The 26139-nt window shown below is 32.4% G+C and carries 22 protein-coding genes and 1 other annotated feature; of the genes, 2 read left to right on the forward strand and 20 right to left on the reverse strand.

The window, feature by feature from the left end; all coding sequences use genetic code 11:
* Window positions 1–6 precede the first annotated feature (6 nt).
* The 10 genes from priA to remA form a co-directional block, all read right to left on the reverse strand.
* Window positions 7–2232, reverse strand: a complete 2226-nt coding sequence (gene priA / locus C7954_RS00625) for a replication restart helicase PriA (RefSeq protein WP_073156143.1) — start codon at window positions 2230–2232, stop codon at window positions 7–9.
* A 119-nt stretch (window positions 2233–2351) separates the two neighbouring features.
* Entirely contained in the window at window positions 2352–3536 is a 1185-nt protein-coding gene (metK, locus tag C7954_RS00630; RefSeq protein WP_073156355.1) for a methionine adenosyltransferase, read from the reverse strand.
* A gap of 104 nt (window positions 3537–3640) precedes the next feature.
* The gene (gene lgt / locus C7954_RS00635) at window positions 3641–4435 is read right to left on the reverse strand and encodes a prolipoprotein diacylglyceryl transferase (protein ID WP_089655667.1); all 795 of its coding nucleotides are present in this window, start codon (window positions 4433–4435) and stop codon (window positions 3641–3643) included.
* 6 nt (window positions 4436–4441) lie between these two features.
* On the reverse strand, window positions 4442–5323 hold the full coding sequence (gene nikC / locus C7954_RS00640; protein ID WP_134058420.1) for a nickel transporter permease: 882 nt from the start codon (window positions 5321–5323) through the stop codon (window positions 4442–4444).
* 16 nt (window positions 5324–5339) lie between these two features.
* Window positions 5340–6344, reverse strand: a complete 1005-nt coding sequence (locus C7954_RS00645) for an ABC transporter permease (protein WP_073156149.1) — start codon at window positions 6342–6344, stop codon at window positions 5340–5342.
* An 83-nt stretch (window positions 6345–6427) separates the two neighbouring features.
* The gene (locus C7954_RS00650) at window positions 6428–7990 is read right to left on the reverse strand and encodes an ABC transporter substrate-binding protein (protein WP_073156151.1); all 1563 of its coding nucleotides are present in this window, start codon (window positions 7988–7990) and stop codon (window positions 6428–6430) included.
* 183 nt (window positions 7991–8173) lie between these two features.
* Window positions 8174–9364: a bifunctional phosphopantothenoylcysteine decarboxylase/phosphopantothenate--cysteine ligase CoaBC gene (gene coaBC, locus C7954_RS00655; RefSeq protein ID WP_134058422.1), complete on the reverse strand. Its 1191-nt coding sequence runs from the start codon at window positions 9362–9364 to the stop codon at window positions 8174–8176.
* An 81-nt stretch (window positions 9365–9445) separates the two neighbouring features.
* Complete coding sequence (gene rpoZ, locus C7954_RS00660; RefSeq protein ID WP_073156157.1) at window positions 9446–9658, reverse strand: DNA-directed RNA polymerase subunit omega; 213 nt, start codon at window positions 9656–9658, stop codon at window positions 9446–9448.
* Window positions 9658–10230 (reverse strand): guanylate kinase, encoded by a 573-nt coding sequence (gmk, locus tag C7954_RS00665; protein ID WP_081374484.1) that lies wholly within the window; start codon window positions 10228–10230, stop codon window positions 9658–9660. Before gmk ends, rpoZ begins: the two co-directional genes overlap by 1 nt.
* An 18-nt stretch (window positions 10231–10248) precedes the next feature.
* Window positions 10249–10494 carry an extracellular matrix/biofilm regulator RemA gene (remA, locus tag C7954_RS00670; RefSeq protein WP_073156162.1) on the reverse strand — a complete coding sequence of 82 codons (246 nt, stop codon included), beginning with the start codon at window positions 10492–10494 and terminating at the stop codon, window positions 10249–10251.
* Between the two features lie 203 nt (window positions 10495–10697).
* Here remA and C7954_RS00675 point away from each other — a divergent pair, with 203 nt between their 5' ends.
* Window positions 10698–12449: an Rqc2 family fibronectin-binding protein gene (locus tag C7954_RS00675; protein ID WP_089716474.1), complete on the forward strand. Its 1752-nt coding sequence runs from the start codon at window positions 10698–10700 to the stop codon at window positions 12447–12449.
* Here the strand turns inward: C7954_RS00675 and C7954_RS00680 are convergent.
* The 5 genes from C7954_RS00680 to lspA form a co-directional block, all read right to left on the reverse strand.
* Window positions 12446–13951 carry a copper homeostasis protein CutE gene (locus C7954_RS00680; RefSeq protein ID WP_134058425.1) on the reverse strand — a complete coding sequence of 502 codons (1506 nt, stop codon included), beginning with the start codon at window positions 13949–13951 and terminating at the stop codon, window positions 12446–12448. The genes C7954_RS00675 and C7954_RS00680 overlap by 4 nt on opposite strands.
* Window positions 13952–14057: 106 nt before the next feature.
* Window positions 14058–16118 (reverse strand): elongation factor G, encoded by a 2061-nt coding sequence (fusA, locus tag C7954_RS00685; RefSeq protein ID WP_089722688.1) that lies wholly within the window; start codon window positions 16116–16118, stop codon window positions 14058–14060.
* A 239-nt stretch (window positions 16119–16357) separates the two neighbouring features.
* The gene (locus tag C7954_RS00690) at window positions 16358–17563 is read right to left on the reverse strand and encodes an FprA family A-type flavoprotein (RefSeq protein WP_089722689.1); all 1206 of its coding nucleotides are present in this window, start codon (window positions 17561–17563) and stop codon (window positions 16358–16360) included.
* A gap of 37 nt (window positions 17564–17600) precedes the next feature.
* Complete coding sequence (locus tag C7954_RS00695) at window positions 17601–18515, reverse strand: RluA family pseudouridine synthase (RefSeq protein WP_073156176.1); 915 nt, start codon at window positions 18513–18515, stop codon at window positions 17601–17603.
* A 9-nt stretch (window positions 18516–18524) separates the two neighbouring features.
* Entirely contained in the window at window positions 18525–19022 is a 498-nt protein-coding gene (lspA, locus tag C7954_RS00700) for a signal peptidase II (protein ID WP_223174449.1), read from the reverse strand.
* Between the two features lie 104 nt (window positions 19023–19126).
* Between lspA and C7954_RS00705 the strand changes: the two genes are divergently transcribed.
* The gene (locus tag C7954_RS00705) at window positions 19127–20500 is read left to right on the forward strand and encodes an MATE family efflux transporter (protein WP_073156179.1); all 1374 of its coding nucleotides are present in this window, start codon (window positions 19127–19129) and stop codon (window positions 20498–20500) included.
* A gap of 54 nt (window positions 20501–20554) precedes the next feature.
* Here C7954_RS00705 and ileS read toward each other — a convergent pair whose 3' ends face one another.
* The 5 genes from ileS to C7954_RS00730 form a co-directional block, all read right to left on the reverse strand.
* Window positions 20555–23356, reverse strand: a complete 2802-nt coding sequence (ileS, locus tag C7954_RS00710; RefSeq protein WP_134058428.1) for an isoleucine--tRNA ligase — start codon at window positions 23354–23356, stop codon at window positions 20555–20557.
* Window positions 23357–23409: 53 nt separating this feature from the next.
* Window positions 23410–23643: a binding site (T-box leader), on the reverse strand.
* A 99-nt stretch (window positions 23644–23742) separates the two neighbouring features.
* Window positions 23743–24321 (reverse strand): DivIVA domain-containing protein, encoded by a 579-nt coding sequence (locus C7954_RS00715; protein ID WP_089716486.1) that lies wholly within the window; start codon window positions 24319–24321, stop codon window positions 23743–23745.
* A gap of 18 nt (window positions 24322–24339) precedes the next feature.
* Complete coding sequence (locus tag C7954_RS00720; RefSeq protein ID WP_089716487.1) at window positions 24340–25128, reverse strand: YlmH family RNA-binding protein; 789 nt, start codon at window positions 25126–25128, stop codon at window positions 24340–24342.
* A gap of 11 nt (window positions 25129–25139) precedes the next feature.
* Window positions 25140–25412, reverse strand: coding sequence for a YggT family protein (locus tag C7954_RS00725; RefSeq protein ID WP_073156220.1), 273 nt, complete (start codon window positions 25410–25412; stop codon window positions 25140–25142).
* Window positions 25413–25430: 18 nt separating this feature from the next.
* On the reverse strand, window positions 25431–26135 hold the full coding sequence (locus C7954_RS00730; RefSeq protein WP_073156223.1) for a YggS family pyridoxal phosphate-dependent enzyme: 705 nt from the start codon (window positions 26133–26135) through the stop codon (window positions 25431–25433).
* Window positions 26136–26139 lie beyond the last annotated feature (4 nt).

Below are 26139 nucleotides of genomic sequence, written 5' to 3' on the forward strand. Positions count from 1 at the left end.
ATTATATTATAACATTCTATAGGGATCCACATCAATACGAATTTCTACTGAATCATCATTATTTTCTTCTATGAATTTTTTTTCAATTAGCTGAATTATATATTCTCGATTACGAATCGAGCTAAACTTTAAAATGATCTGCCGCCTGTATTTTTTCCTAATTTTACTCAGCGGAGCAGGAGCTTCTCCTAATTTTTCTAAGTATTTAGCTTTAAATTGATCTAAAAAATTAGATAACTTTTTGCTTTCAGCAGCAGCCTTATTTTCACTTTGGCTGCTTATTATAATATTTAATAGACGACAAAATGGGGGATAATTTCTCTTTTTTCTAATTTGACCTTCCTGTTCATAAAAAGAATTATCTGTTTGATCAAGAGCAGCTTTAATACTGTAATGTTCTGGCTGAAAACTTTGAACCAAAAATTTGCTCTGATCGGTATTTTTTAACAGTGATTTTAATTCTTTTAAAATAAAATAATTTGTCTCTGCTGATCTAAAATTAGAACTATTAAGTGCTGTATCTGCAGAAATCACAGCTATCAATTTAAGTTCTTCATAAAACTGCTTCTTTATTAAAATAGAGGTGCCTACTAAAATATCAATTTTATTATTCTTAAAGTCATTTAACCTCTTTTTTACTTCTTTTTCTTTTAAGTCACTATCAACTCTTTTAATTCTGGCTGCTGAATATATTTTTTTTAGCTCTTCAATTATTTTTTCAGTTCCAACCCCAGCCTGGGAAATAAAAGCACTACCACAGTCGGGACATTTTTGGGGCATTTCTTTTTTTAAACCACAATAGTGACATCGTAATTCCTGTTCTTGCTGATGATAATTCAAAGAAATATCACAGTTTTCACATTTGAGAACATGCCCACATTTTCTACAAATTATATAATTAGACATCCCCAGACGATTTAAAAATAATATCACTTTATTTCCTGCAGACAGCTGATTTTTAATTTCAGCTTTTAATTTACTACTTAAGTCACCCAAATTTCCTCTTTCAACTTCTTTTTTCATATCAATAATTTCACTGCTTATTTTATTTTCTTCAGCAGCTAAATTAATCTGTTGATATTCACCTTTATCGGCTAAAGTTTTGCTTTCTAAAGAAGGTGCAGGGGATTCTAATATTAAAAGTGACTTTTTATTTTTTAATCTCTTAACAGCAATTTGTCTGGCGTGATATAAAGGATGCTCCTGTTCTTTATAGTTTTCGTTATTTTCTTCCATTAAGATGACGGCATCGAGACTTGAAAATGGAGCAAAAATTGCTGATCTTGCTCCAACAACAATCTGCACTTCTCCCTTTCTAATCTGCTGCCACTGATCAAAGCGCTCAGCTTGAGAAAGCTGGCTGTGCAAAAAGGCTATTTTATCAGAAAAATAGTTTGCTAGCTGCTCTAAAAATATATAATCTTTTTCAATTTCAGGAATTAATAAAATAATATTTTTCTGCTGAACTGCTAATTTTTCTAAAAGCTTTATAATAAAATTATATCTCTTTGAACTATTTTTTGTTGTTAAAAGGTAACTATTTTTTCCAGAATTAAAATCAACAATTTGCTCCAGCAATTCTGCATCAGTTTGAGAAATGGTAATTTCTTTGTTCATTGAACTCTTTAAATTACTATTAATTATTGGTCTTCGATTTTCATACTTATTATATAAAATAATCAAATCTTTGTCTATTAAACGGTAAACAGTCTGCCGAGAAGTATCTGCAGCTGCTAACACAGTTTCCAATTTATTCCTTTGATCATTTTTTTCTAATAAGTAATTTAGAATTAAGTATTGTTTTGGAGCTCTTTTTTCTAATTTTTCTAGTTCAGATTTATAATTATTTATCTGATCATTTAGTTTTAGATATTCTACTTCTTTTTTTTTGATTTTTTGATCAACTATACCTGGTGGTAGAGCTGATTTAATTACTTGAGCCAGATAAGCATGGTAATATGCTGCAGTCCAATAGAAAAGGTCTAATAATTTCTGCTCAAAAAAACTTTCCGAATAAAATATAGAATCAATTTCTTTAAGTTTTGATTTTTCCAAATCAGATTTTACATCAAGTTGAGTCACAAAAGCAGATATTTTCCTTCTGCCAAAAGGAACTTTAACAATTTGACCTATTTTAATCGAATTTTTAAATTTATCTGGAAGCAGATAATCAAATTCTTTATTCAATTTTCTTAAAGGTAAATCAACAACTACTTTTATTATTTGCTGCATAAAAATCCCTTCCAAATAATTATTTCATTAATTTAAAATTATACTTAAATCATATATTAAATATTAAAAGCCGAAGGTAAAAACCTTCGGCAGCATATCAAATAATCATAAATTATTATTTATTCTAAACCAGCTTTCTTTCTTAAACTATCCACTCTATCGATTTTTTCCCAGGGAAGGTCTAAATCATGACGACCAAAATGACCATAAGCGGCTACCTGTTTGTAAATAGGCTTTCTTAAATTTAGATTTTTAATTATTTGAGCTGGTCTTAAATCAAATTCATTTTTAACAATTTTTTCTAATTTGTTTTCATCAATAACTGCAGTACCAAAAGTATCGATCATAACAGATAAAGGTTTTGCAACTCCAATGGCATAAGCCATCTGCACCTCACACCTTGCTGCAAGATCTGCTGCAACAATATTTTTAGCAATATAACGGGCAGCATAAGAAGCAGAGCGATCAACTTTTGTCGGATCTTTACCGGAAAAAGCTCCTCCTCCATGATGTGCGGTTCCACCATAGGTGTCAACTATGATTTTCCTACCTGTTAAACCTGTATCTCCATTTGGTCCACCAATTACAAAACGACCTGTTGGGTTGACGAAAATTTCAGTATCTTCTCTAAATAATTTTTCATCAATTATTTCTTTAATTACATGTTTTGTGATATCTTCTTTAATTTGTTTTTGAGTAACTTTAGGATGGTGTTGAGAAGATATTAAAATTTTATCAACATAAATAGGTTTATTATCCTTATAAGCAATTGTAACTTGAGTTTTTCCATCAGGACGGAGATACTTCAAGGGCCCATTTTTTCTGACTTCAGCCAATCTGCGGGCCAATTTATGTGATAACATAATTGGCAGCGGCATTAATTCTTCAGTTTCATTAGAAGCATATCCAAACATTAAACCCTGATCACCAGCTCCTAAATCTGAATTTGATGACCCCTCTTTTTCTTCTAAAGAATGATCAACTCCTAATGCAATATCTCCAGATTGTTCGTCAATTGCTGTTAAAACAGCACAAGTTTCTCCATCAAAACCATATTTAGCTCTGGTATATCCAATATCCTTGACTGTTTCTCTTGCAATCTTTTTTAAATCAACATAACAGGAAGTTGTTATTTCTCCTGCAATTAATATTAATCCTGTTGTTACCATGGTTTCACAAGCAACTCTCGCCTCAGGATCTTTTGCAAGAATTGCATCTAAAACAGCATCAGAAATTTGATCAGCAACTTTATCTGGATGTCCTTCAGTCACTGATTCTGAGCTAAATAAATATTTACGTGTCATAATATCACCTTTCATCTATCAGCATCTTCTTAACTTAAAATTAAAATCTATTCATTCACTAACTTAATAAATTTAGTTTAGCACATTAAGCTTATACTGTCAATTTACTCTACTTTTTTAAAATCTCTTCTTTTTCTAATATAGTATAGTAATAAACAACCTGCAATTATCATCAAAACACTGACCAGTTTAGCCACCTGTATTTCTCCACTAATTAGTAAACTATCTGTCCTCTGCTCTTCAATAAAGAACCTAAAAATTGAATAAAATATTAAATAAAGAGAAAATATTTCTCCATCTTTTTTCTGCTTAGAATTTAGATAAAAAACTAAGATAATAAAGAGAAGAAAATTAAGAACTGACTCATATAAAAAAGCAGCTTCTCGATAAGAACCATCAATCCACATCTGATTTTTTATAAATTCAGGAAAAAAATTATAATAACTCTCATTTACTATTTGTCCATAGGCTTCTTGATTCATAAAATTACCCCAACGACCTACAGCCTGAGCAAAAGCTGTTATCGGTGCCAAATAATCAAGAGCTTTTAGAAATTTTTTGTTTCTTTTTCTAGTCAGAAAAAAAAGAACTGCTATTCCCATCAGCAGCCCTCCATGTATTGCAAGTCCACCTTCATTAATAGCTAAAATTTTCAAAGGTTCTTCAAGATAATAATCTAAATTAAAAATTACATAATACAGTCTTGCTGATATTATACCTAAAGGCAGAGCTATAATAATATAATCTAAAAAAAATTCAAAGTCAAACTCATCCTCACCCTGCAGAAGATAATTTAAAATAATCAGTGAAATAATAATTCCAGAAACTATTATAACACCATACCATCTTATAGGTAGAGAAAATATTTCTATCATTACTGGATCAATAATTTTAATCACCCTACTTTAAACGTTCTTCATTTTTGGATCTAGTGCATCGCGCAGGCCGTCACCTAGAAGGTTAAAACCTAAAACACCAAAAATAATTGCTAAACCTGGAAAAGTTGCAACCCAGGGAGCTCTCTGCAGTGAAGATCTGGCATCACTCAGCATGGCACCCCACTCTGGAGAAGGTGGTTGAGCACCTAAACCTAAAAAACTTAATGCTGCTGCTTCTAAAATAGCTGTCGCAATACTTAAAGTAGTTTGTACAATCAGTGGTGCCATAGCATTAGGTAATAAATGTTTAAAAATTATTCTAAAATCTCCAGCACCCAAAGCTCTAGCTGCACTAATATACTCACTTTCTTTAATTGATAAAACAGAGGATCTTACAATTCTCGCAAACCGAGGTACATTAATTATCCCGATTGCCAGCATGGCATTTTTTAGCTGGGGTCCTAAAATTGCAACTATACCTATCGCTAATAAGATACTTGGAAAAGCAAGCATGATATCCATAAAACGCATAATCAGCATATCAAGTTTGCCCCCATAAAAACCTGCCAGCAGGCCAAAACTAACACCAAAAATTAAAGCAAAACCTACTGATACTAAACCAACCTGGATTGAAATTCTCGATCCATAAATAATTCTGCTTAAAATATCTCTTCCCATCTCATCTGTTCCTAATAAATGCTCTGATGAAGGAGCTTTATATCTAGCTAAAATGTTTTGTTTAAAAGGGTCATGTGGTGCCAATACCGGGGCCAGCAATGCTACCAATATTAAAAATATAATAATTCCTAAACCCGCCACACCTATTTTACTTTTTAATAATCGCCGCCAGGCTTCAAACCAGGGGTTTGTGTTTTTTTGCATATTTTTTTCATTTTTACTTTCTGACATCTGCTGCACTCCTCTCCTACTCATATTGAATCCGTGGATCAACTAAAGCATATGATAAATCGACAATTAAATTAACTATTACAAAAACACCTGCAAAAAATAAGATTCCTCCCTGAACTATCGGAAAATCTCTAGCATAAATAGCATCTACTAAATATTTACCAAGTCCGGGCCAGGAAAAAATTGTTTCGGTCATAACCGCTCCACCTAATAAGACTCCAAACTGCAGCCCAACTACAGTGATTATTGGTACCATTGCGTTTTTTAAAGCATGTTTGAAGATCACAATTTTTCTTTTTAGGCCCTTAGCATAAGCAGTTCTAATATAATCTTTTTTCAAAACCTCCAGCATCGATGAACGTGTCATTCTTGCAATGATTGCCATAGGTATTGTACCAAGTGCAACCGCTGGTAGAACTAAATGATGTAAAACATTTTTTAAAGCAGTAAAATTAAACTGTAAAATACTATCAATAACATATAAATTCGTTATTGGAGTAAATTCTAAGCCAACACCGATTCTGGATGATGGTGGAAACCATCCTAATTCAACAGCAAAAAGCCAGATAAACATTAGCCCAAGCCAAAAAATAGGCATTGAAACCCCGATTAAAGCTATCAGCATACTTAAATTATCAAACCAGGAGTTTTGATTCATTGAAGCAAATATTCCTGCCGGTACCCCCACAAAAACTGCAAATATTATTGCAAAAAATGATAATTCTAAGGTTGCAGGAAACCGCTGCATCAATTCTGCACTAACCGGGTTGTTGCTCATTATTGATCGACCTAAATCGCCTCTTAATAAATCTTTAACATAACGCCAAAACTGTACTGGTAACGAGTCATTAAGCCCCATTTGTTCTCTTAGTCTTTCCAGGGCCTGGTCAGTTGCTCTTTCGCCAAGCATGGTTTGGGCTGGATCACCCGGAATCAGATGAACAATTAGAAATACTATAATGGCAACTCCAATTAAAATAGGAATTAAAGCCAGTAATCTTTTAATAATATAGTTAAACATTTCTTCATTACATCCTCCTATCCAAAATTAATCTGCGGCCAATCTTGGCCGCAGATTAAGATAATTATTAAACTATACTTACTTTATTCTGATAACCAAACTCTGTGTAATTTTTCTGTTCCAGTTGGGTTAGGAATATAATTTTCAACCATTGATTTTAAAGCAATTGGTGGTGTTGAGTGAACTAAAGGAACCCAAGGTGCATCCTGATGAATAATTTCCTGAGCTTCCATATACAATTCTACTCTTTTATCCTGATCCATAGTCTTTTGTGCTTCAACTAATACTTCATGCAGTTCATCACTTTCGTATGCATTATTACTATTATCTTTATCTAAAAGCACATATAAGAAGTTATCTGGGTCACCATTATCTCCAGTCCATCCCAGCATATATGTCGGAGCTTCTTGATGGTCTGTTTTATCAAGATAGGTACTCCAATCATAAGTTACTAAATTAGCTGTTACACCAATTTCGCTTAAATAACTCTGAATAGCCTGACCAATAAATTTACCCTGTGGGATATAAGGTCTTGGTACAGGTAAATACCAGAGGTCAAATTCAAATCCATCTTCATAACCAGCTTCAGCTAATAATTCTTTAGCTTTTTCTGGATTATATTCGTAAGGTTCGATTTCATCATTATAACCCCAAATAGAAGGCGGCATTGGATTCTTAGCTGGTTCTGCTAAACCTGCATAGAAAGCATCAATTATTGCCTGCTTATCAATGGCATGGTTAAAAGCTCTTCTGACTCTAACATCATCAAAAGGCTCAAATTTAAAGTTCATAGCAAAGTAACCAACATTCATACTAGGTCTTAATGAGAGTTTCAGTGTATCTGATTCTTCTATCGCTTCAACATCTTCAGGACTTACACCATCCATCATATCAATTGATCCGGACTGTAATTCCATAAAACGAGCTGAGTTATCAGGAATTGAGCGGAAAACAATTTCATCAAGATAAGCTCTTTCTCTCCAATAATTTTCATTTGCTTTTAAAATAACTCTGTCTCCCTGACGCCATTCTTCTAAAACAAAAGCCCCAGTTCCTACAGGATTTTTAAAGTAATCTTCTCCATATTTTTTAACAGCCTCTGGGCTGGCAATTCCAAAAGGAACCATAGCCAAATTATTTAAGAAAGGAGCCTGTTTTTCAGAAAGAACAAATTCTACTGTATATTCATCTACTACATTAACTTCCTGAATGATTCCTGGGAAACCCTGGAACATATAACTATAATAGGTAAATTCTCCACCGATATGATAAGGATGATCTTCTAAACGCCAGCGATCAAAATTCCATTTTACTGCTTCTGCATTAAAAGGGTTTCCATCGTGGAATTCTACACCTTCACGCAAGTGGAAAGTCCAGGTCAAACCAGCTTCAGATACTTCCCAGTCTGTCGCCAGAGCCGGTTCTACTTCGGTTGTGCCGGGTGTGTAATCAACAAGAGTATCATAAATTTGCTGAGTAACCTTAAATGATTCCCCATCAGTAACTTGTATTGGATCTAAGCCTACTGTATCGCCTCCACGGCCAAAAACTAAGGTTCCACCCTGCTCTTGAGCCATAACTCCTGTAACAAACATCGACATAATCACTGCTAAAATAATAAAAGTTGTTAAAGTTATTTTTCTCATACTATACTTCTTCCTCCTCTTTTTTTGTTTGGATTATTTAATTTTCTGTTTTTTGTTTTAAAATCACCTCCAAAAAATAAATTAATATTATCAAAATTTGATTAAACTTAATATAATTATAGTTTATTTTTTATACTAAGTCAATAAAATTTAACTTCTATAAAATTAAGGTGAATTGTATAATTAACCCTGATTTTTTTGACCGCTTAAGATATAATTTAATATTTGATGAGCCAATTTTTCTTTATCTGCAGTTGGCAGTTTCACTATACCTTCTTTACTTAAAATACTGACCTGATTTTTATCACTACCAAAGCCAATACTTTGATTACTAATATCATTAGCAATAATATAATCTGCCTGTTTTTTGCTTAACTTCTTTTGAGCATTTTCTAATAAATTTTCGCTTTCAGCAGCAAAACCAACTAAAAGCTGAGAGTTCTTTTTGTTTTTACCCAGTTCAGCTAAAATATCAGTGGTTCTTTCTAACTTTAAGACCAAATTTTCACCTGATTTTTTTATTTTTTCAGTCATAATCTCCTGCGGTCTGTAATCAGAAACTGCAGCTGCCATTATAACAAGATCAGCATTTTTATATTCAGCAAAGACAGCTTCTTTCATCTCTTCAGCTGTTTCAATTTGAGCCAGTTCCACTCCTAAAGGTACTTCTACCGCACTCGGACCAGAAATCAACTTTACTTCTGCCCCTCGGTATGAAGCAGCTTTTGCAAGTGCATAACCCATTTTACCACTGGAATAATTTGATAAAAATCTTACAGGATCTAAAGATTCTCGAGTTGGGCCAGCTGTAATTACTACTTTTTTGTTTTTGAGATCTTTTTTCGAAAGCTTACGCTTAACCTCTTCGACTAATCTCTCTGGCTCAGGAAGCCTACCTTTACCAGTATAACCACAGGCTAAATAACCGGAATCTGGTGTGATGATGTTAAAACCCAAATCAGCTAAAGTTTTCATGTTTTTCTGTACAATAGGATTTTCAAACATATGTACATTCATAGATGGTGCAATCATAATTGGAGCCTGAGTTGCCAGCAATACTGTAGTTAAAAGATCATCTGCAATACCAGCAGCAGCTTTAGCAATGAAATTAGCAGTTGCAGGTGCAATTAAAAATAAATCTGCTTTATCTGCTAAATCTATATGTTTAACTTCTTCACCGCTGGAAGTAAAAAGATCATTTTCTACTGGTAAATGTGTAATAGAATGAAAGGTCAGTGGGCTGACAAATTCAACCGCAGATTCAGTCATAATAGTATATACATTATGATTCAATTTAGTTAAATTACTGGCTATTTGAACACTTTTATAAGCTGCTATTCCACCTGTCACACCTAAAACAATATTTGCAGACATTTTTTTAGCTCCTTTGTATAATTAATATTCTTCTAAACTATTAAATTCCTATCCTTTAAATTCCTATCCTTATTTTTAATTTCACTTTGAAGTTTCTATTTTCTTTTCATAGGTTATTTTATCTTTTTCAATCTCTTCTAAACTTCTAGAAACCAATTTGTGGCTGCGGTATTCTTCTAATAACTCGGCTCCATTTTGATTAAGATGTCTTGCCCTTTTTGAAGCTAAAATAATTACTGTAAATAAACTATCAGCTTTATCACCCAATTGCTCTGCAGATGGTTCGGTAATCATTAAGAATCTCTCCTTTGCTGTTCTTTGATAATAATTTTTTTAATTTTTCTAACTGTATCAGCCAAACTATCATTAGTTACTTCATAATCATAATTATGTACTTCTTTTAATTCCTGTCTTGCATTTTTTAATCTGATTTTTTTGCTTTTGCTGTTTTCAGACCCTCTTTTATCAAGTCTATTTTCTAACTCTTCTAAAGATGGAGGCAGCAGAAAAATATAAACCGCTTCCGGATATTTTTCTCTAACCTGTTTTGCTCCTTGTGTATCAATTTCTAATATTATATCTTCACCATTTTTTAATTTTCTATCAACAAATTTTTTAGGGGTTCCGTAGTGATGGCCGTGAACTACTGCACTCTCAATAAAACCATCATCTTCCTTGATTTTTTTAAATTCAGCTTCAGACATAAAGAAATAATCCTCTCCCTCAACTTCTCCAGCTCTCTTTTTTCTGGTAGTTGCAGAAACAGAATATGAAACTCCATCAAAAGTTTTAAATAGTTCATCTAAAACTGTGTTTTTCCCCACACCTGATGGCCCGGATAATACAAATAATAAACCCTTAGTCATTATAAATTACCCCCAATTTTATTTATCATCTTCTAATCGGTGTGAGACAGTTTCCGGTTGAATTGCAGATAATACAACATGATCACTATCTGTAATTATAACCGCTCTAGTACGACGTCCATAAGTAGCGTCTATTAACATGCCTCTCTCTCTCGCTTCTTGAATAATTCTCTTTATAGGTGCTGATTCTGGACTTACTACTGCAATCACCCTATTTGCTGCAATAATATTACCAAAACCAATATTAATTAAGTTGACATCCATTATTTATACCTCCCAAAATCTTATTTATCTAAAATCAAGTTCGCTCCTTATCTTTATTAATGATACCACAGCAGCACTTTTTTGACAAGGGAAGAGAGTCTTCTTTGTCCTAAACAATTATTTAATTAATTGACTCAAAGCTTTGTTTCTTTTATACTTAATTTAGATGACTAATCCAACAAATAGAGAATGGAGTGATAATTATGGCCTTTGATGGAATAATGTTAGCTGCACTTAAAGATAATTTAGAGGATAAGATTTTAGGTGCCAGAATCGAAAAGGCTTATCAAATAGAAAAAAAACATTTAATTATTCGGTTAAGAAATAACAATCAAAATTCAAAACTTTTAATTTCAACTGATCCTCAGGGAGCCCGGATAAATTTAACTGAACTAGATTTTGACTTTCCCTCTTTTCCTCCTGATTTTTGTATGATGCTCAGAAAATATTTAAAAAACTCATATATCCAGGAAATAATTCAGCCTGAATTTGAAAGAATGGTTAGGATTAATATTGAAAAACGAGGAAAAAAATATAGTTTAATCGCAGAACTAATGGGGAAATACAGTAATGTAATTCTTTTAGATGATAATGAAGTTGTTTTAGATGCAATGAAAAGAATTACTGAAAAGCAAAATCCTGAAAGGCAGCTCTATCCGGGGATTAAGTATCAGAAACCACCGGGACAGGATAAATTAAATCCACTTGAGCTTCAAAGCAAAGAAGAATTTCGACAGATAATAGATGAAAATTTTTCACAGGCGGCTTTTAGAGCTGTAATGTATAATTTTAGAGGGATTGGACCCTATTCAGCTCGTGAAATTGTTTATCGAGCCGGAGTAGATCCAGCTGAAAATTATAATAATCTGACCAACTCTGATAAGAATTCCATTGCTGAATCAATGCTTAAATTGTTTTCTCAATTCAAAGACAAACAGTATAAACCTGTACTTGCTGTAGAAAATGGAAAAGTAGATTATATTTCTGCTTTTATTTTAAAACACAGAAGCCCAGAAAACTTAAAAGAGTTTGAAGACCTTGATCAAATGATGGATTATTATTTCAAAGAATTTCTAAAAGACAAAGAACTAAAACGCTCTATTAGAGAGTTAAATAAAGTAGTTAATACCTATTTAGATAAAAATATTAAAAAACAAAAAAAATTAAAAAGACAGCTGGAAGAAAGTAAAGAGGCAGAGAAATATAAGAAAAAAGGCGAATTGATCACTGCCAATATCTATCAAATCAACAGGGGAGATAAAAAGGCAGTAGTTAAAGATTATTATAGTGATGATCAGCAGGAGATTGAAATTAAACTTGATCCTTCTAAATCACCATCAGATAATGCTCAAAAATACTTTAAAAAATATAATAAGTTGAAAAAAAGTGTTAAACACTTAAAAAGAGAAATTGCTAAACTTAGACATGAAGAAAAATATTTGAAGCAGGTTAGCATGAATATTGAACAGGCTGAAACCCTGGATGATCTAGAGGAAATTAAGGAAGAGTTAAAAGAAGAAAATTACATTAAAAAGCAAAAACAAAAGAAAAGAAATAAAAGTAATAAAAAATTACCACCACGTAAATTTATTTCAAGTGATGGCTATCAAATTTTAGTTGGCAGAAATAACAAACAAAATGACCGATTAACCAAAAAAATGGCTAATAATGGTGATATCTGGCTGCATACGAAAGTAATAGCAGGTTCACATGTGATTATAAAAAGAGATACGGAAGCAGAAGTTCCGGAACAAACTTTAACCGAGGCAGCTGCAATTGCAGCTTATTTCAGCAAAGCTAGAGAATCAACAAATGTACCAATAGATTATACTCCTGTTGAAAATGTAAACAAACCTAAAGGGGCAAAACCAGGACTTGTCTACTATGATAAATATCAAACAATTTATATTGACCCTGCTAAAAAAGAATTATTAAAAAAACTAGCAGCAGATTAATTTCTGCTGCTTAAATTTTTTCTCAGCTTAATCATAATTTTTACAAAAGCGATTACAGTAAAGATAATTAAAATAATATTTATTATTTTAGTTGGATTCTTTTGATAATAACTCTCTCCCTGATATAGAGTTAAATTAAAACTCTTTAGATCATTTTTCAATTTTTCTTTTACCAGTATTTTCCCTTGGTAATCAATTACTGCACTATAGCCGCCACTCACAGCCCTAATTAAAGCTGTATTGCTCTCTGCAGCTCTATATACTGCTGCTGCAAGGGCCAAATTATTATAGACTTTAGAATTAATTTTCTCTTCTGCAGCTGCATTTATTATTAAATTTATATTTCCAGCATAGTTGTTTTTCCGGCTGATAACTGGAATAAATATTTCTTCTGCAATTAAATTTATAAATTTAAGTTCATTTATTTCAATAATTTCAGTACTTTTAGATTTTTTAATCATTCCCTGATTAAATCTTAAATAACCCTCAAAAAAATCAATTATTTTTTCTTTATTTTTTAAATTAATCCCGGCTAAAAAATTCAACTCCTGATTACTGCGGTTAATAACTTCTAAGTTTTCAGATAATAAAAATAAAGAGTTTAAAATCCTGGCATTATAATTAGCTGCTGCAGCAGCATGACTCCCCAGCTGTAAATATGAGCCGTTAAGCTCAGCTTTTATTTGTGAAAAAAGTTTTTCTCGATAGTAACTATTCCGGATTAAATCAAAACTTAAACTATCTTCAGCTGTTAAAATATATTTATTCTTTTTTTTTCCAAGTAAAGAAGCAAAGTTATCAATTTCATTTTCAATTTCTTCAAAAGTACTGCTCTTAGCCTGAGAATTGTTAATTAATAAATCAAATTTCAGCTGCTTTAATTCTACATCTGATTGAGGACCAATAAATATTGGAATGATGGCCAAAATAATTAAAAACACTGCTAAGGGTACTCCCTTTTTCCATTTGGGTTCTAAAAATAATTTAACCAAATAAGAAGCAATCAAAACTGAAATAAAGGACACCAAAAACATGCCTCCATAAGCAGCATATCGAGCAATAAAATTAAAAGAACTTTGGCTGTAGGCAAAATAATTAAATGGATTTAGATTTAAAAATTCAAAACGGAGATATTCTAAGACACTCCAGCTTAAAGCTGCTGTAAAGGGACTATATGAATTTTGAGGCTGCAAAAACTTATTAATAAGCACCCAGACTCCCAGTGGTAAAGCCGAAAATAAAAAAAACAAAAATAAAATAAATATATTAAAAGAAAATGGCATTTTAAGAGTCGAATTTAAAGGCTGATAAAGCCAGTAAAATGAAAAAGTAGAATTTAAAAAGCCTACTAAAACTGCAATTATAAATGAATGACTGTAGTCATAATCTTTTATTAAATAAATTAAAGGTATAAAAGCAAACCAACTTAAGAAAAATAAAGAAGGAAAGTAATTAGGTATTGTAAATAATAGAGATGATAAAATCATAAAAATAAATTCCATATTTCTGCCTCCAGAATTTATTATATACTATAAGCTAGAAAAAGGCCAGCTAGAGCTGACCTTTTCAATTACTTAATTAGCTTAAATTTGAGATTAATAATTTTACTTAAGCAGTTTGATTATTAACTCTTTCTATAATTTTTGCACTAATATCAGATGGAACTTTATCATAATGGGAAAACTTCATGTCAAATGAACCATAACCACCGGTTATTGATTTCAATTCGACAGCATAATTAAACATTTCTGCCTGAGGAACTTTAGCTTTAATAATCTGCTTACCATTTTGAGGATCCATTCCTTCTATTCTACCACGTCTGGAGTTAAAATCTCCCATTATATCTCCCATAAAATCTTGAGGTACTGTAACATCAACTGACATAATTGGTTCAAGCAAAACAGATTTGGCCTGAGCTAAAGCATTTCTGAAAGCTTTAGAAGCTGCAATTTTAAAAGCCATTTCGGAAGAGTCAACATCATGATAAGAACCATCATATAAAACAACCTTAAAGTCAACAACAGGATAACCCGCAAGTGCTCCTTTTTCTTTTGCTTCAATAATTCCCTTTTCGACTGCAGGAATATACTGACCAGGAATTGCTCCACCAAATATTTCTTCCTCAAATTCAAAACCTCTACCTCTTGGAAGTGGTTCAACCTTCATGACAACATGACCATATTGGCCTCGTCCTCCTGATTGTTTTTTATATTTTTCTTCAACATCTGTTTTTCGCTGAATTGTTTCTCTATAAGCAACTTTAGGCTCCTGAATTATAAAATCTACATCATATTTTTGCTGGCATTCTTCCTTAATCATAATAAAGTGAATTGTACCCATTCCATCACAAATTAATTCTTTTGTTTCTTTATTATAGTTAACTTTAAATGTTGGATCTGAATCACTATAGCGCTGTAAAGCAGAAGCCATTTTTTCTTCATCTATGCCATCAGCTGGATAAGCTGCCCTGCTGTACATTGGCTTTGGAAATTTCAGTTCGTGATAATAAATATCTGTTTCGGGATCACGCATAGTAAAAGAAGTTTCCAGTTCATCTAATTTTGCAACTGCCCCAATTTCTCCGGCAGTTAATTTATCAACATTTTTTTGATCTTTACCATTTAATTTATATAATTTTGTTACCTTTATCTCTTCTTCAATATTTGGTATAGAAACTAAATCATCTCTTTCTAATTCACCGGAAAAAACTCTAAAAATAGACAATTTACCGATATAAGGATCTACCATTGTTTTACAAACCTGAGCACTAAATTTGCTACCTGGTTCAGGTTTTAAAACCTCTCCTGATTCAACTAAATGATCAGAATGGACTTCAGAAGCTGAAGGGAAAATTTTAGTTAAATCATCTAAAAATTTACTAACTCCACAGTTTCTTAAAGCTGAACCTGCAAAAACGGGCACTAACTGCTCTCCGGCAACCTCTTCTTCAAAAGCTTTGGTTAATTCTTTAATAGTTATTTTTTCTCCATCAAGATATTTAATCATTAAATCTTCTTTTAATTCCACAATTTCTTCAGTCAGCTTTAATTCGTAATCTTCTACCCTTTCTCTTTCTGTTTCAGGAATAGGGTATGCTTCTGGTTTTCCGTCAGCAGATTTATACAGTTTCTCATCAAGCAGATCAATTATTCCCACAAACTTTCCACCTTCATAATAAGGAATAGTTACAATTGCAAAACTATCATTATATGTAGCTCGCAGCTCATCTACAACTTTGTCAAAATCTGCTTCCTCTTTATCAATTTTATTTATAAATACAGCCTTGGCCAGATCATTTTCCTTTGCTAGGTTCCAGACATAGCCGGTATTAACTTCTATACCAGCTGTTGCGTCAACCAGCAGTACTGCACTTTCTACCATTCTCAAAGCACTAATTACTTCACTGCGGAAATCTGCATAGCCGGGAGTATCAATAAAATGAAATAATTTATTATGCCATTCAAAATTAAAATAACTATTATGAACTGAATGTTCATGTTTTTTTTCTACAGCACTAAAATCAGATTGCGAATTTCCTTTATCAACACTACCTGGTTGTTCTATAACACCTGCATTATAGAGCAGCATCTCAGTCAGTGTTGATTTACCCGCACCTCCATGTGATATAAAGCAAAAATTTCTAATGTCTTTACTAGTAATTTTACTCAATTTTTCCACCAGCCTCTCATTTTATTAATGTTTATTTTTTACTGTCAATATAGTCAAATTTCTGACACTATTCTTAAAATTTTCTGTATATTATTACTTCTACAATAGTTATTTAAATTCCTTTAATTTTTTGAATATTATTTTTAATAAAATAATCTACTCACTTGATTATTTCTTTAGCTGCATTTAAATTAATCAAAAGTGAGTAGATATTCTATTACTTTATAAGTTTCAACTTTTTATTTGCAATTTTTTTTAACCTGTTCTGCAGTGTTTTTTCCTAAAAGATAACATTTTTCTAATATATCGCTACCTGGAGCATACTGTGTCTCGATTTGAGGTTCAACCAGGTTACAGCTAACCGTTTCACTAAATTCTTCTAATCTATCTAAAGCTCCACCACTCCAACTGTAAGAGCCAAAAATACCCAGTACTCTGTCTCTTAAGTTTCTGCTTTCTAAACTCTTCAACAAATATTCCATTGGCGGGAAAATCTCATTGTTGTAAGTACAGCTGCCTAAAACTATACCTTTATACTTCCAAATATCATTGATAATAAACGAAATATCTTTGCGGGCTGCGTCAAATAATTTGATTTGCTCGATTCCATTTTCTGATAACGAACGAGCTACTGCTTCAGCCATCACTTTAGTGTTTCCATACATCGAACCATAAACAACAACTACCCCTTCTTGTGTTTGCTGCTGGCTCCACTTATCATATTCCTGAATAATATGAGCTGGATCTTCACGCCAAACAAGACCGTGAGTAGCTGCTATCATTCCAATTTCTTCAATTTCTTCACTGAGCCTAGAAATTGTTTTGTGAACTACCGGCCCATATTTACCCACTATGTTAGAGAAATATCTTCTAATTTCATCTTCAAAATGATCAACATTTACTTCATCATCAAATAGGTATCCATTTAAAGAACCAAAACCACCAAAAGCATCCCCGGAAAATAATATCTTTTCTTTTTGATCAAAAGTCATCATAGTTTCAGGCCAGTGAATCATTGGAGTCAAATAAAATTTTAAAGTTCTAGAACCTAAATCCAGCTCATCACCATCTTTAATAACCTTTGTTCCCTCTGTAATACCATAAAAACCCTCTAAAAAGTTCATGGTTTTAGCATTACCCACAATTTCCATCTCTGGAAAAGCTTCACGCATTGACTTGATTGAACCAGAATGATCTGGCTCCATATGATTAATAATTAAATAATCAACTTTTTTATCCCCAATAACATCTTTTATTTTTTCTAAATATGTATCTGTATAATTAATCTTAACTGTATCAATCAGAGCAACCTTATCATCATTAATAATATACGAGTTATAAGCGATTCCCTCTGGTAAAGGCCATAGAGATTCGAATATATCTGTTTCTTTGTCATTTACTCCGACCCAATAAACATCTTCTGTTAATTTAATTGAGTTATACATAATAATCTCCTCCTATAATTTTTGAATAATATTTATTTTAAATTTTTTGTTCTCTAAGTTTAGCTAAAATTCCTTTAAAATCTTCTTTTAACTCTGCTTCAAACTTCATTTTTTCACCTGTAGCCGGATGTTTAATAATCAATTTTTTGGCATGTAAAAGCTGTCTTTGAGCATTTAAATCATTTTTAGCCCCATATTTTTGATCCCCTACTACCGGGTGACCTAGATAAGAAAAATGAACTCTAATTTGATGAGTACGACCGGTTTCAATTTTTACTTGAATTAGGGTATGATTTTTAAACTCTTCAATTATTTTAAAACGGCTAACCGCTCTTTTACTTCTGCGCTTTCTAACCGCCATTTTTTTGCGGTTATTAGGGTCTCTTCCAATTGGGGCGTCTATTTTTCCTTTTTCATAAGCTAAATTTCCTTCAATTAAAGCATAATAATATTTTTCTACAGATCTACTTTTAAACTGCTGAGCCAGACTTTTGTGGCTCTTATCATTTTTAGCAGCAATTAATAAACCTGAGGTATCCTTGTCCAACCTGTGAACGATCCCTGGTCTTTTAACTCCATTAATTGCAGATAAATTATCAACATGGGCCAACAAGGCATTAACTATAGTGTCATTGTGATGGCCCGGGGCTGGATGAACAACTCGATCAGCTTCTTTATTAATCACAATTATATCCTGATCTTCATAAACAATATCTAAGGCCATCTCCACAGCTTTAATTTCACTTTCTTTTTCTTCAATAATAATTTTGATAAAATCATTTTTTGTTATTTTATAGCTTTTATCAACTGTATTTTCATTAACAGTAATCTTTTTGTTTTCAATTAAAGTTTGAATAAATGAGCGGGATAAATCCTGATATTCAGAAGCTAAAAATTTATCTATTCTAATCCCCTGATCTTTCGCTTCCACTTTAAGACTATGTTCTTCCATTTAAGCACCTCAATCTGATAAAAAAAGTAGTTGATGAATTAAAATAATAATACCAAAAAATATAAATATATCCGCAATATTTATTACTGGCAATTTATAAAAATCTAATAAATCAAAAGCAAGAAAATCAGTCACATAATGAAATATTACTCTATCAATAAGATTGGCAATACTTCCCCCAAACAAAAAAATTATTGAAATTTTTGTTGTAATATTCTGAGGCAGTTCTTTAAAATACAGGTAAATAATAAAAATTAAAAATATAATAGTTATTATAATAAAAAAACTGCGATGACCTCTAAAAATACCAAAAGCAGCACCTCTGTTTTTAACAAAGGTTAGATAAAAATAATCATCAATAAGTGATATCTTTTCAAATTGAACTAGACTGCTTCGAATTAAATGCTTACTCATTTGATCTATCAAAATAATTATTACAGTAAACAAAGCAATATACATTGTCTCAACTCCATATATAATTTTAACATATTGAAATAAATTAGACAATTAATTATTCCTCTTTTATATTATTTTGTTCTATGCTAAGATAGAAGAGATGATTTAAATAAATCATCTCTCAAATCCAAATAAACAGATAAAGGATGAAAATTATGGAACTAAAATTAACTAAAAATAGTTATCAAAGAACAAAAAATATTTTTCTGCTTGCTCTCCCAGCAGTGCTTGAAATGTCATTAAATACCTTGGTTGGTATGGCAGATACTATTATGATCAGCCGCTTTATAGGTAAGGAAGCTCTGGCAGCAGTTGGCTTTGCCAATCAAATCATTTTCACTTTGATTTTTGTTTTTTCTGCTTTTAATGCAGGTGCCACGGCTATGGTTTCCCGCAGTTATGGTGAGGGCAATAAACAAAGAATGAATAAAATTATGAATGAAAATTTAACTTTAAACCTAATTTTAGGAATAACAGTTACTTTATTCACTTTCTTTTTTGCCGACCTTATTTTAAATGTTTATGATATTACAGCTATTGTTAAAGATTATGGAACAACATATTTAAAATATATTGCTATTGGACAGTTATTTATGTTTATTTCCTTTGCCGCAGCAGCAGCTTTAAGGGGTGCTGGTGATACTAAAACACCGATGTATATTACAGGTATTGCCAACATATTAAATATAATTGGTAACTATATTCTTATTACTGGTTTTTGGATTTTTCCCGAATTAGGTATTGCAGGAGCAGCTATTTCAACAACTTTTGCCCGATTTATAGCAGCTGCCCTTTATTTAGCTTTATTTACAAGTAATAAAGGTATTTTAAAACTTCATCCCAGCTGGATGAAAATTAGCAGCAAAATATTTAAACCCTTAATTAATTTGAGTTATGCAGCGGGAATTGAGCAGTTATTTATGCAGGCAGCCTTCTTTGTCAACGGTATATTTATATCACAGCTTGATACAACAGCAGAAGCTTCATTTAGAATTTTATTGAATATAGAATCACTGTCTTTTATGCCGGCAATCGGAATTGCTATTGCTGCCACAACTTTAGTCGGTAAACATTTAGGAGAAAATAATGCAGAAGAGTCACTTAAAAGTGGATTAACAGCTGCAGTTATGGGAGCAATAATTGGAACTACCCTTGCTTTAGTCTATCTTATTTTTCCAGTTTTTGCCTTGAAAATTTTCACAACTGAAATAGGAGTTATTAATTATTCTGTACCAATCTTAAAAATAGTTGCTTTAAATCAAGCTCTTTTAGCTTTTGTCATAATCATGGTTGGTGCTTTAAGGGGGGCTGGTGATACTAAAGGTGCAATGTATATTACAATTATTAGACTCTGGCTGATCTTTATTCCCCTTTCCTATTATTTAATTGTTGTCTCAGATTATGGAGTAGCAGGAGTCTGGATTGCCGAGATAATTTCATTTTTAATTGTGGCTTTAATTGTAGTTAGAAGGTTCATTAAAATGGAATGGGCAGAGATAGAGTTTTTTGTGGAATCTGAACACAATTAAAAAAAGCAGCCCCGTTTATTTGGGACTGCTTCTAAATAAATGTACACTAATTATTTAATTAATTTTTTCTGCTTCTATTACATCTGCACAGCGCTGGCAGATATCTTCATGATTTTCAATTTCGCCAACTGTTTCATCATACTTCCAGCAGCGGTCACATTTATCTCCCTTAGCCTCTTTAACTCTCACTAAAACAGAACTTTCCTCACCCTGATGAACATTTTCGGGATTTAAGTCACTGTTTAATTCAGCTTGAGAGACAATAAATAAGTCAGCTAACTGGCCAATTTCTGATTCTAATAGCTGCTGCTGTTCTTCATCAGCACTATTAAGTTCTACCATTGCTTCTAAAGAATTACCTATTTTTTTATCCGCTCTTGCTAATTCTAATGCTTTAGAAACATCTTTTCTAATAGCAAGCAGTTTATCCCACTTAGCTGTTAGCTTCTGATCATAGTAATCTTCTTTTACCTCAGGCCAATCTGTTAAAAATACGCTTTCCTCAGACTTCATTTTCTCAGGTAAGAACTGCCACACCTCTTCAGAAGTATGTGGAGTTATAGGAGCGAGAGTTACTACAAGAGCCATCATTATATCATAAAGGGTACTCTGTGCAGAACGTCTGCTTAAAGAGTCAGTTCCATCTGTATAAAGACGATCTTTAGTAATATCCATATAAAGTGAGCTCATCTCTACAGTACAGAAATTATGAACATCATGGTAAACCCGGTGATATTCATATTTTTCAAAAGCTAAAGTAACTTTTTTAACTAATTCCTGCAGACGAATCATAATCCAGCGGTCTAATTCTCTACGGTCTTGATATTCAACATAATTTTCTTCACTATCAAAGTCGCTGATATTACCTAGAATAAAGCGATAAGTATTTCTAATCCTTCTATAGGCTTCAGAACTCTGCTTTAAAATATCATCTGATACTCTAACATCATTTTTGAAGTCAGAGGAGGCAACCCATAATCTTAAAATATCAGCACCATACTGATCTATTACTTTATGGGGAGAAACTACATTTCCTTTGGACTTAGACATCTTATTACCCTTTTTATCTACAGTAAAACCATTGGTAATTACTTCTTTATAGGGAGCTGTACCCTCAGTTGCAACTGCAGTTAGAAGAGAAGAGTTAAACCAACCGCGATACTGATCTGTACCTTCCAGATAAACCTGAGCCGGCCAGCTCAAATAATCTCTGGCTTCTAAAACAGCTTTATGGCTGGATCCGGAATCAAACCAAACATCCATAATATCTTCTTCTTTTGTGAAATGCTTACCACCACAGTGTGGACAGCTATAATTTTCCGGTAACAATTCTGCAGCAGATTTTTCATACCAGGAAGATGATCCTTCATCTGCAAAAATAGTTTTAACTGAATCTAAGGTATCATCATTAATAACTGCTTCTCCACAATCACCACAGAAGAAAATAGGAATTGGAACACCCCATTTTTTCTGACGGGAAATACACCAGTCTGAGCGCTCAGAAATCATATTGCTCATTCTCTCTTCTCCCCAGTCTGGATACCAGTCAACATCAGCAATTGCAGCCAGAGTTTCTTCTTTAATTGCATCAATAGACGCAAACCATTGATCTGTAGCTCTAAAAATCAAGTTGCTCTTACAGCGCCAGCAGTGGGGATAACGATGGTCAATAAAGCTTAGATCCATCAGCAGATTTTTTTCCTTCAATTTATCAGTAACCATTATATTTGCTTCCTCATAATGTTTTCCTGCAAAATCTCCAGCCTCTTCGGTAAAGTAACCTTTATTATCCATTGGAGCATAAACTTCTAAACCATATTCTTGGCCGACAACAAAGTCATCATGACCATGCCCTGGTGCAGTATGAATACAACCAGAACCCTGATCTAAAGTAACATGATCTCCAAGAATCAAAAGAGATTCTCTATCAAAAAATGGATGTTTAGCTCTCTTATTTTCAAGTTCTTTGCCGCTGAACTCTTCACTAATAATCTCATAATCTTCAATATCAGTCTGATCCATTACAGAATCAACTAATTCTTCAGCCATCACTAATTTTTCTCCATCTACTTCTACAACAACATATGGATATTCTGGATGAAAGGCAATTGCCATATTTGAAGGGATTGTCCAGGGAGTTGTTGTCCAAATAACTATATAACTGTCTTTACTGCTTAAAGTAACTCCACCAACTTCAACCTCATCAAGCATCGGAAATTTAACAAAAATGGATGGTGCTCGGTCATCATCATATTCAACTTCTGCTTCAGCTAGAGCTGTTTCACAGTTCGGACACCAATGAACCGGCTTTTTACCACGATAAAATAAATCTTTTTTAGCCATTTCACCAAATACTTCAATCTGTTTTACTTCATAATTTGTGTTTAAAGTCAAATAAGGATTATCCCATTCTCCCCAAACACCAAGTCTTTTAAACTGATCACGCTGACGATCAATATAATTTAAAGCATAATTAGTACATTTTTCTCTTAACTGACTAACTGTAAGCTCAGCTCTTTCTTCATCACTCATCTCACTTGTAACCTGATGTTCGATTGGCAGGCCATGAGTATCCCAACCAGGCACATAAGGAGAATAATAACCTTTAAGTGTTGAAAAACGAGTAATAAAATCTTTTAAAACCTTATTTAATGCATGACCAATATGGATATCACCATTTGCATATGGAGGGCCATCGTGTAAAATAAAAGCTTCATTTCCTTCTCTATTTTCAACTGCTTTTTTATAAATCTCATTTTCTTCCCAAAATTTCTCAAAGTCAACTTCTCTTTCACTCAAATTTGCCCGCATCGGAAAATCTGTATTAGGCAAATTAATTGTCTCTTTATAGCTCATTTGCTTTAATAACCTCCTAAAATATATTAAAACTAAAAAAAGTCTCTTGCCCTGAAAGGGACGAGAGACCGCGGTACCACCCTAATTAAAATCAGTAAATAAAAATTTAATTAAACTTAAATTACTAATTTTATCTTAGCATCTTTAACGCAGAAATACGGATATACTAATAAATTCATATATCAACTCCAGGGTGATCTTCTCAATCTTTTTGTTTCCCGGCTTCCACCAGACCCGGTTCGCTGTAAACTATTAAAAATTGATACTGTCCCCTTCAACATCACTTTTTTATATAACATTTTTTTCAATTATAAACTATCATTCAAAATAAGTCAAATTTTACTCTAAATATCAGAGATTCTTTATTTTTTAAAACAGCAAAAACCCTAATTATTTTGACTTGATTCATCGTTATTAGCAAAATCATTTTCTAATTTATAATTATTATCTGCTTCCTTATCTAAATCTAATTCAAAATCAGAAGCATCATTAAAATCGTCTAAATCAGTTCCCAAATACTGCTGATCATCTTCTTTCAGCATTTCCAGATGGCTTTCTAAAAGTGTTTGAAAACGGATTTTAAAAAAGTTCCTCTGTTCTCGAAGCTGTTCTAATTTTCTTTTTTCTGAAAGAACCTCATCGTGAGCATTCTCTTTAATTTTTTTAGCTTTCAATCTTGCTTCTTTAACAATCATTCTGGCCTCATTGTCAGCCTGCTCAATTCGATCAGATATTGTATTCTGCATCGAATTTAAAGTATTCTGCAGCTGATCTTCCATCGCTTCAAAATCTTCAATTTTTTCTTTTAAAGCCCTATTTTCATCCTGTAAATTGTTTAAATCTTTGAGCAGCCTTTCATAAGCAACACCAACATCATCTAAAAATTCATCTACCTGAGTTGTATTATAACCAAAAGTAGATTTTTTAAATTCTTTATTATAAATATCTAGTGGGTTTAATTTCAAAGTACCCCTCCTTTTAGCTTAAGTTAATCTTTTTAGAGTTAACTTAATCCTACCTTTATTTGAAATGCCCCTTTGTGCCTCAACTTTAACTCTGCCTCTACCTTTAACTGAAATTAGATCACCAATTTCTACTTCTGCTGCAGGATCAGACTCTATTTTCCAGTTTAATTTAACTTTTTCACTCTCAATATCTCTTGCCATTTTACTGCGGGAATCTCCAAAACCAGAACTTGCTACTGAATCCAATCGCATCGAAGCAACAGTTGTCATTATTTCTTTTTCATGCTTTACAGGTTTTACAAGTTCAGATTCTTCAATTTCTTTAACCTCAACCGGGACCTGGTGCACCTGATCCAACTTTAATTCAATAATATCCTGAATCTCAGCCGCCGTAATTATTTGAGCAAAGTCTGAGTGGACAAGAATATCACCAATCATTTTCCTCTGCAGACCTAAGCCCATTAAAGCTCCCAGAAAATCTCTGTGAGTCAATCTTTGAAAGGCAAAGTTACCATCAAGCTGATATATTTTAATTTGCTTTTCCACTAAATCAGGAAAAAGATATTCTGGAAAAATCACCAATCTTTTTCTTTCAGCTCGAGGATAACCTCCCTCTTTTTTATAATTAATTTCTGCAATTTGTTTAATCAAAGGAACTGCTAATTCTAGCTGGTAGGGATTTAAAAAATCTGTAGCTTGAGTTTTATGATATTTTAATACCTGTTCACATTTATCTAAAATATGTGAACCCAGGATTCTATCTTCTTCTCTGTGCAAATGATTTAATAATTTATCTTCATCAAACATAAATTCCCACCTTAAATTATAATATTAATTAAAAAGTTTCTAATTATTGATAGAGCAAACAGAGCGATTAATGGCGAAAGATCCAATCCCAAAATTCCACCACTTGGTAAAAGTTCTCTAATTGGCCCTATAATTGGTTCTGTTATATCATATATATATGTTATTACCTTCCGCCAGCGTACATCACTTGGATTAGGTCTAACCCAAGAAATTATAACTCTGGCAATAATTAATAAATTCAAAATTTCAAAAATAGCGCTAATTGTTCTTGCTAAAATAAACATTAAATTTCCTCCAAATAATTAGTATTCTCTCTCACCAAAAATTGCTGTTCCAACTCTTACAATAGTTGCACCTTCTTCTATAGCTATCTGATAATCATTTGTCATCCCCATTGAAAGCTCATCTAATGGAATTACATTTGCTGAAAGTTTATCAAATAAATTCTTCATATCTTTGAAATAAGAGCGAAGTTTTTCTGAATCATCTAAATACGGTAAAATTGTCATTAAACCTTCTATCTGTAAAAATTCTAAATTAGTAATTTTTTTCAAAAATTCCTCAGCCTTGGCTGGAGTTATGCCAAATTTATTTTCATCACCTGAAATATTAATTTCTACTAAAACAGGTATTTTCCTATCATTTTTTTTAGCTCTTTTATTAACTTCCTTAGCCAACCTCAAACTATCGAGAGACTGAATCATCCGACAATTTTCCATTCTCATTAAATATTTTACTTTATTTCTCTGTAAATGTCCAATAAAATGCCAGTCAAGCTCTATCCCTTCAGAAAGTAATTTTTCATTTTTTTCTTCCAGTTCCTGAACTCTATTTTCTCCAAAAAAGTTTAGCCCGGCTTGTTTAAGCGTTTTTATTTCATCAATACTATGTTTTTTACTAACAGCAAGCAGTTTTATCTCTTTATAGTCTCGATTAGCTTTTGCTGCAGCCGCTTTTATGTTTTTCTGTACTTTCTTTAAATTAGAAATAAGTTTTTCATTCTTCATTAAA

Origin of the sequence: Halanaerobium congolense, from assembly GCF_004366375.1 — a bacterium.
GTDB classification, from domain to species: Bacteria; Bacillota; Halanaerobiia; order Halanaerobiales; family Halanaerobiaceae; genus Halanaerobium; species Halanaerobium congolense.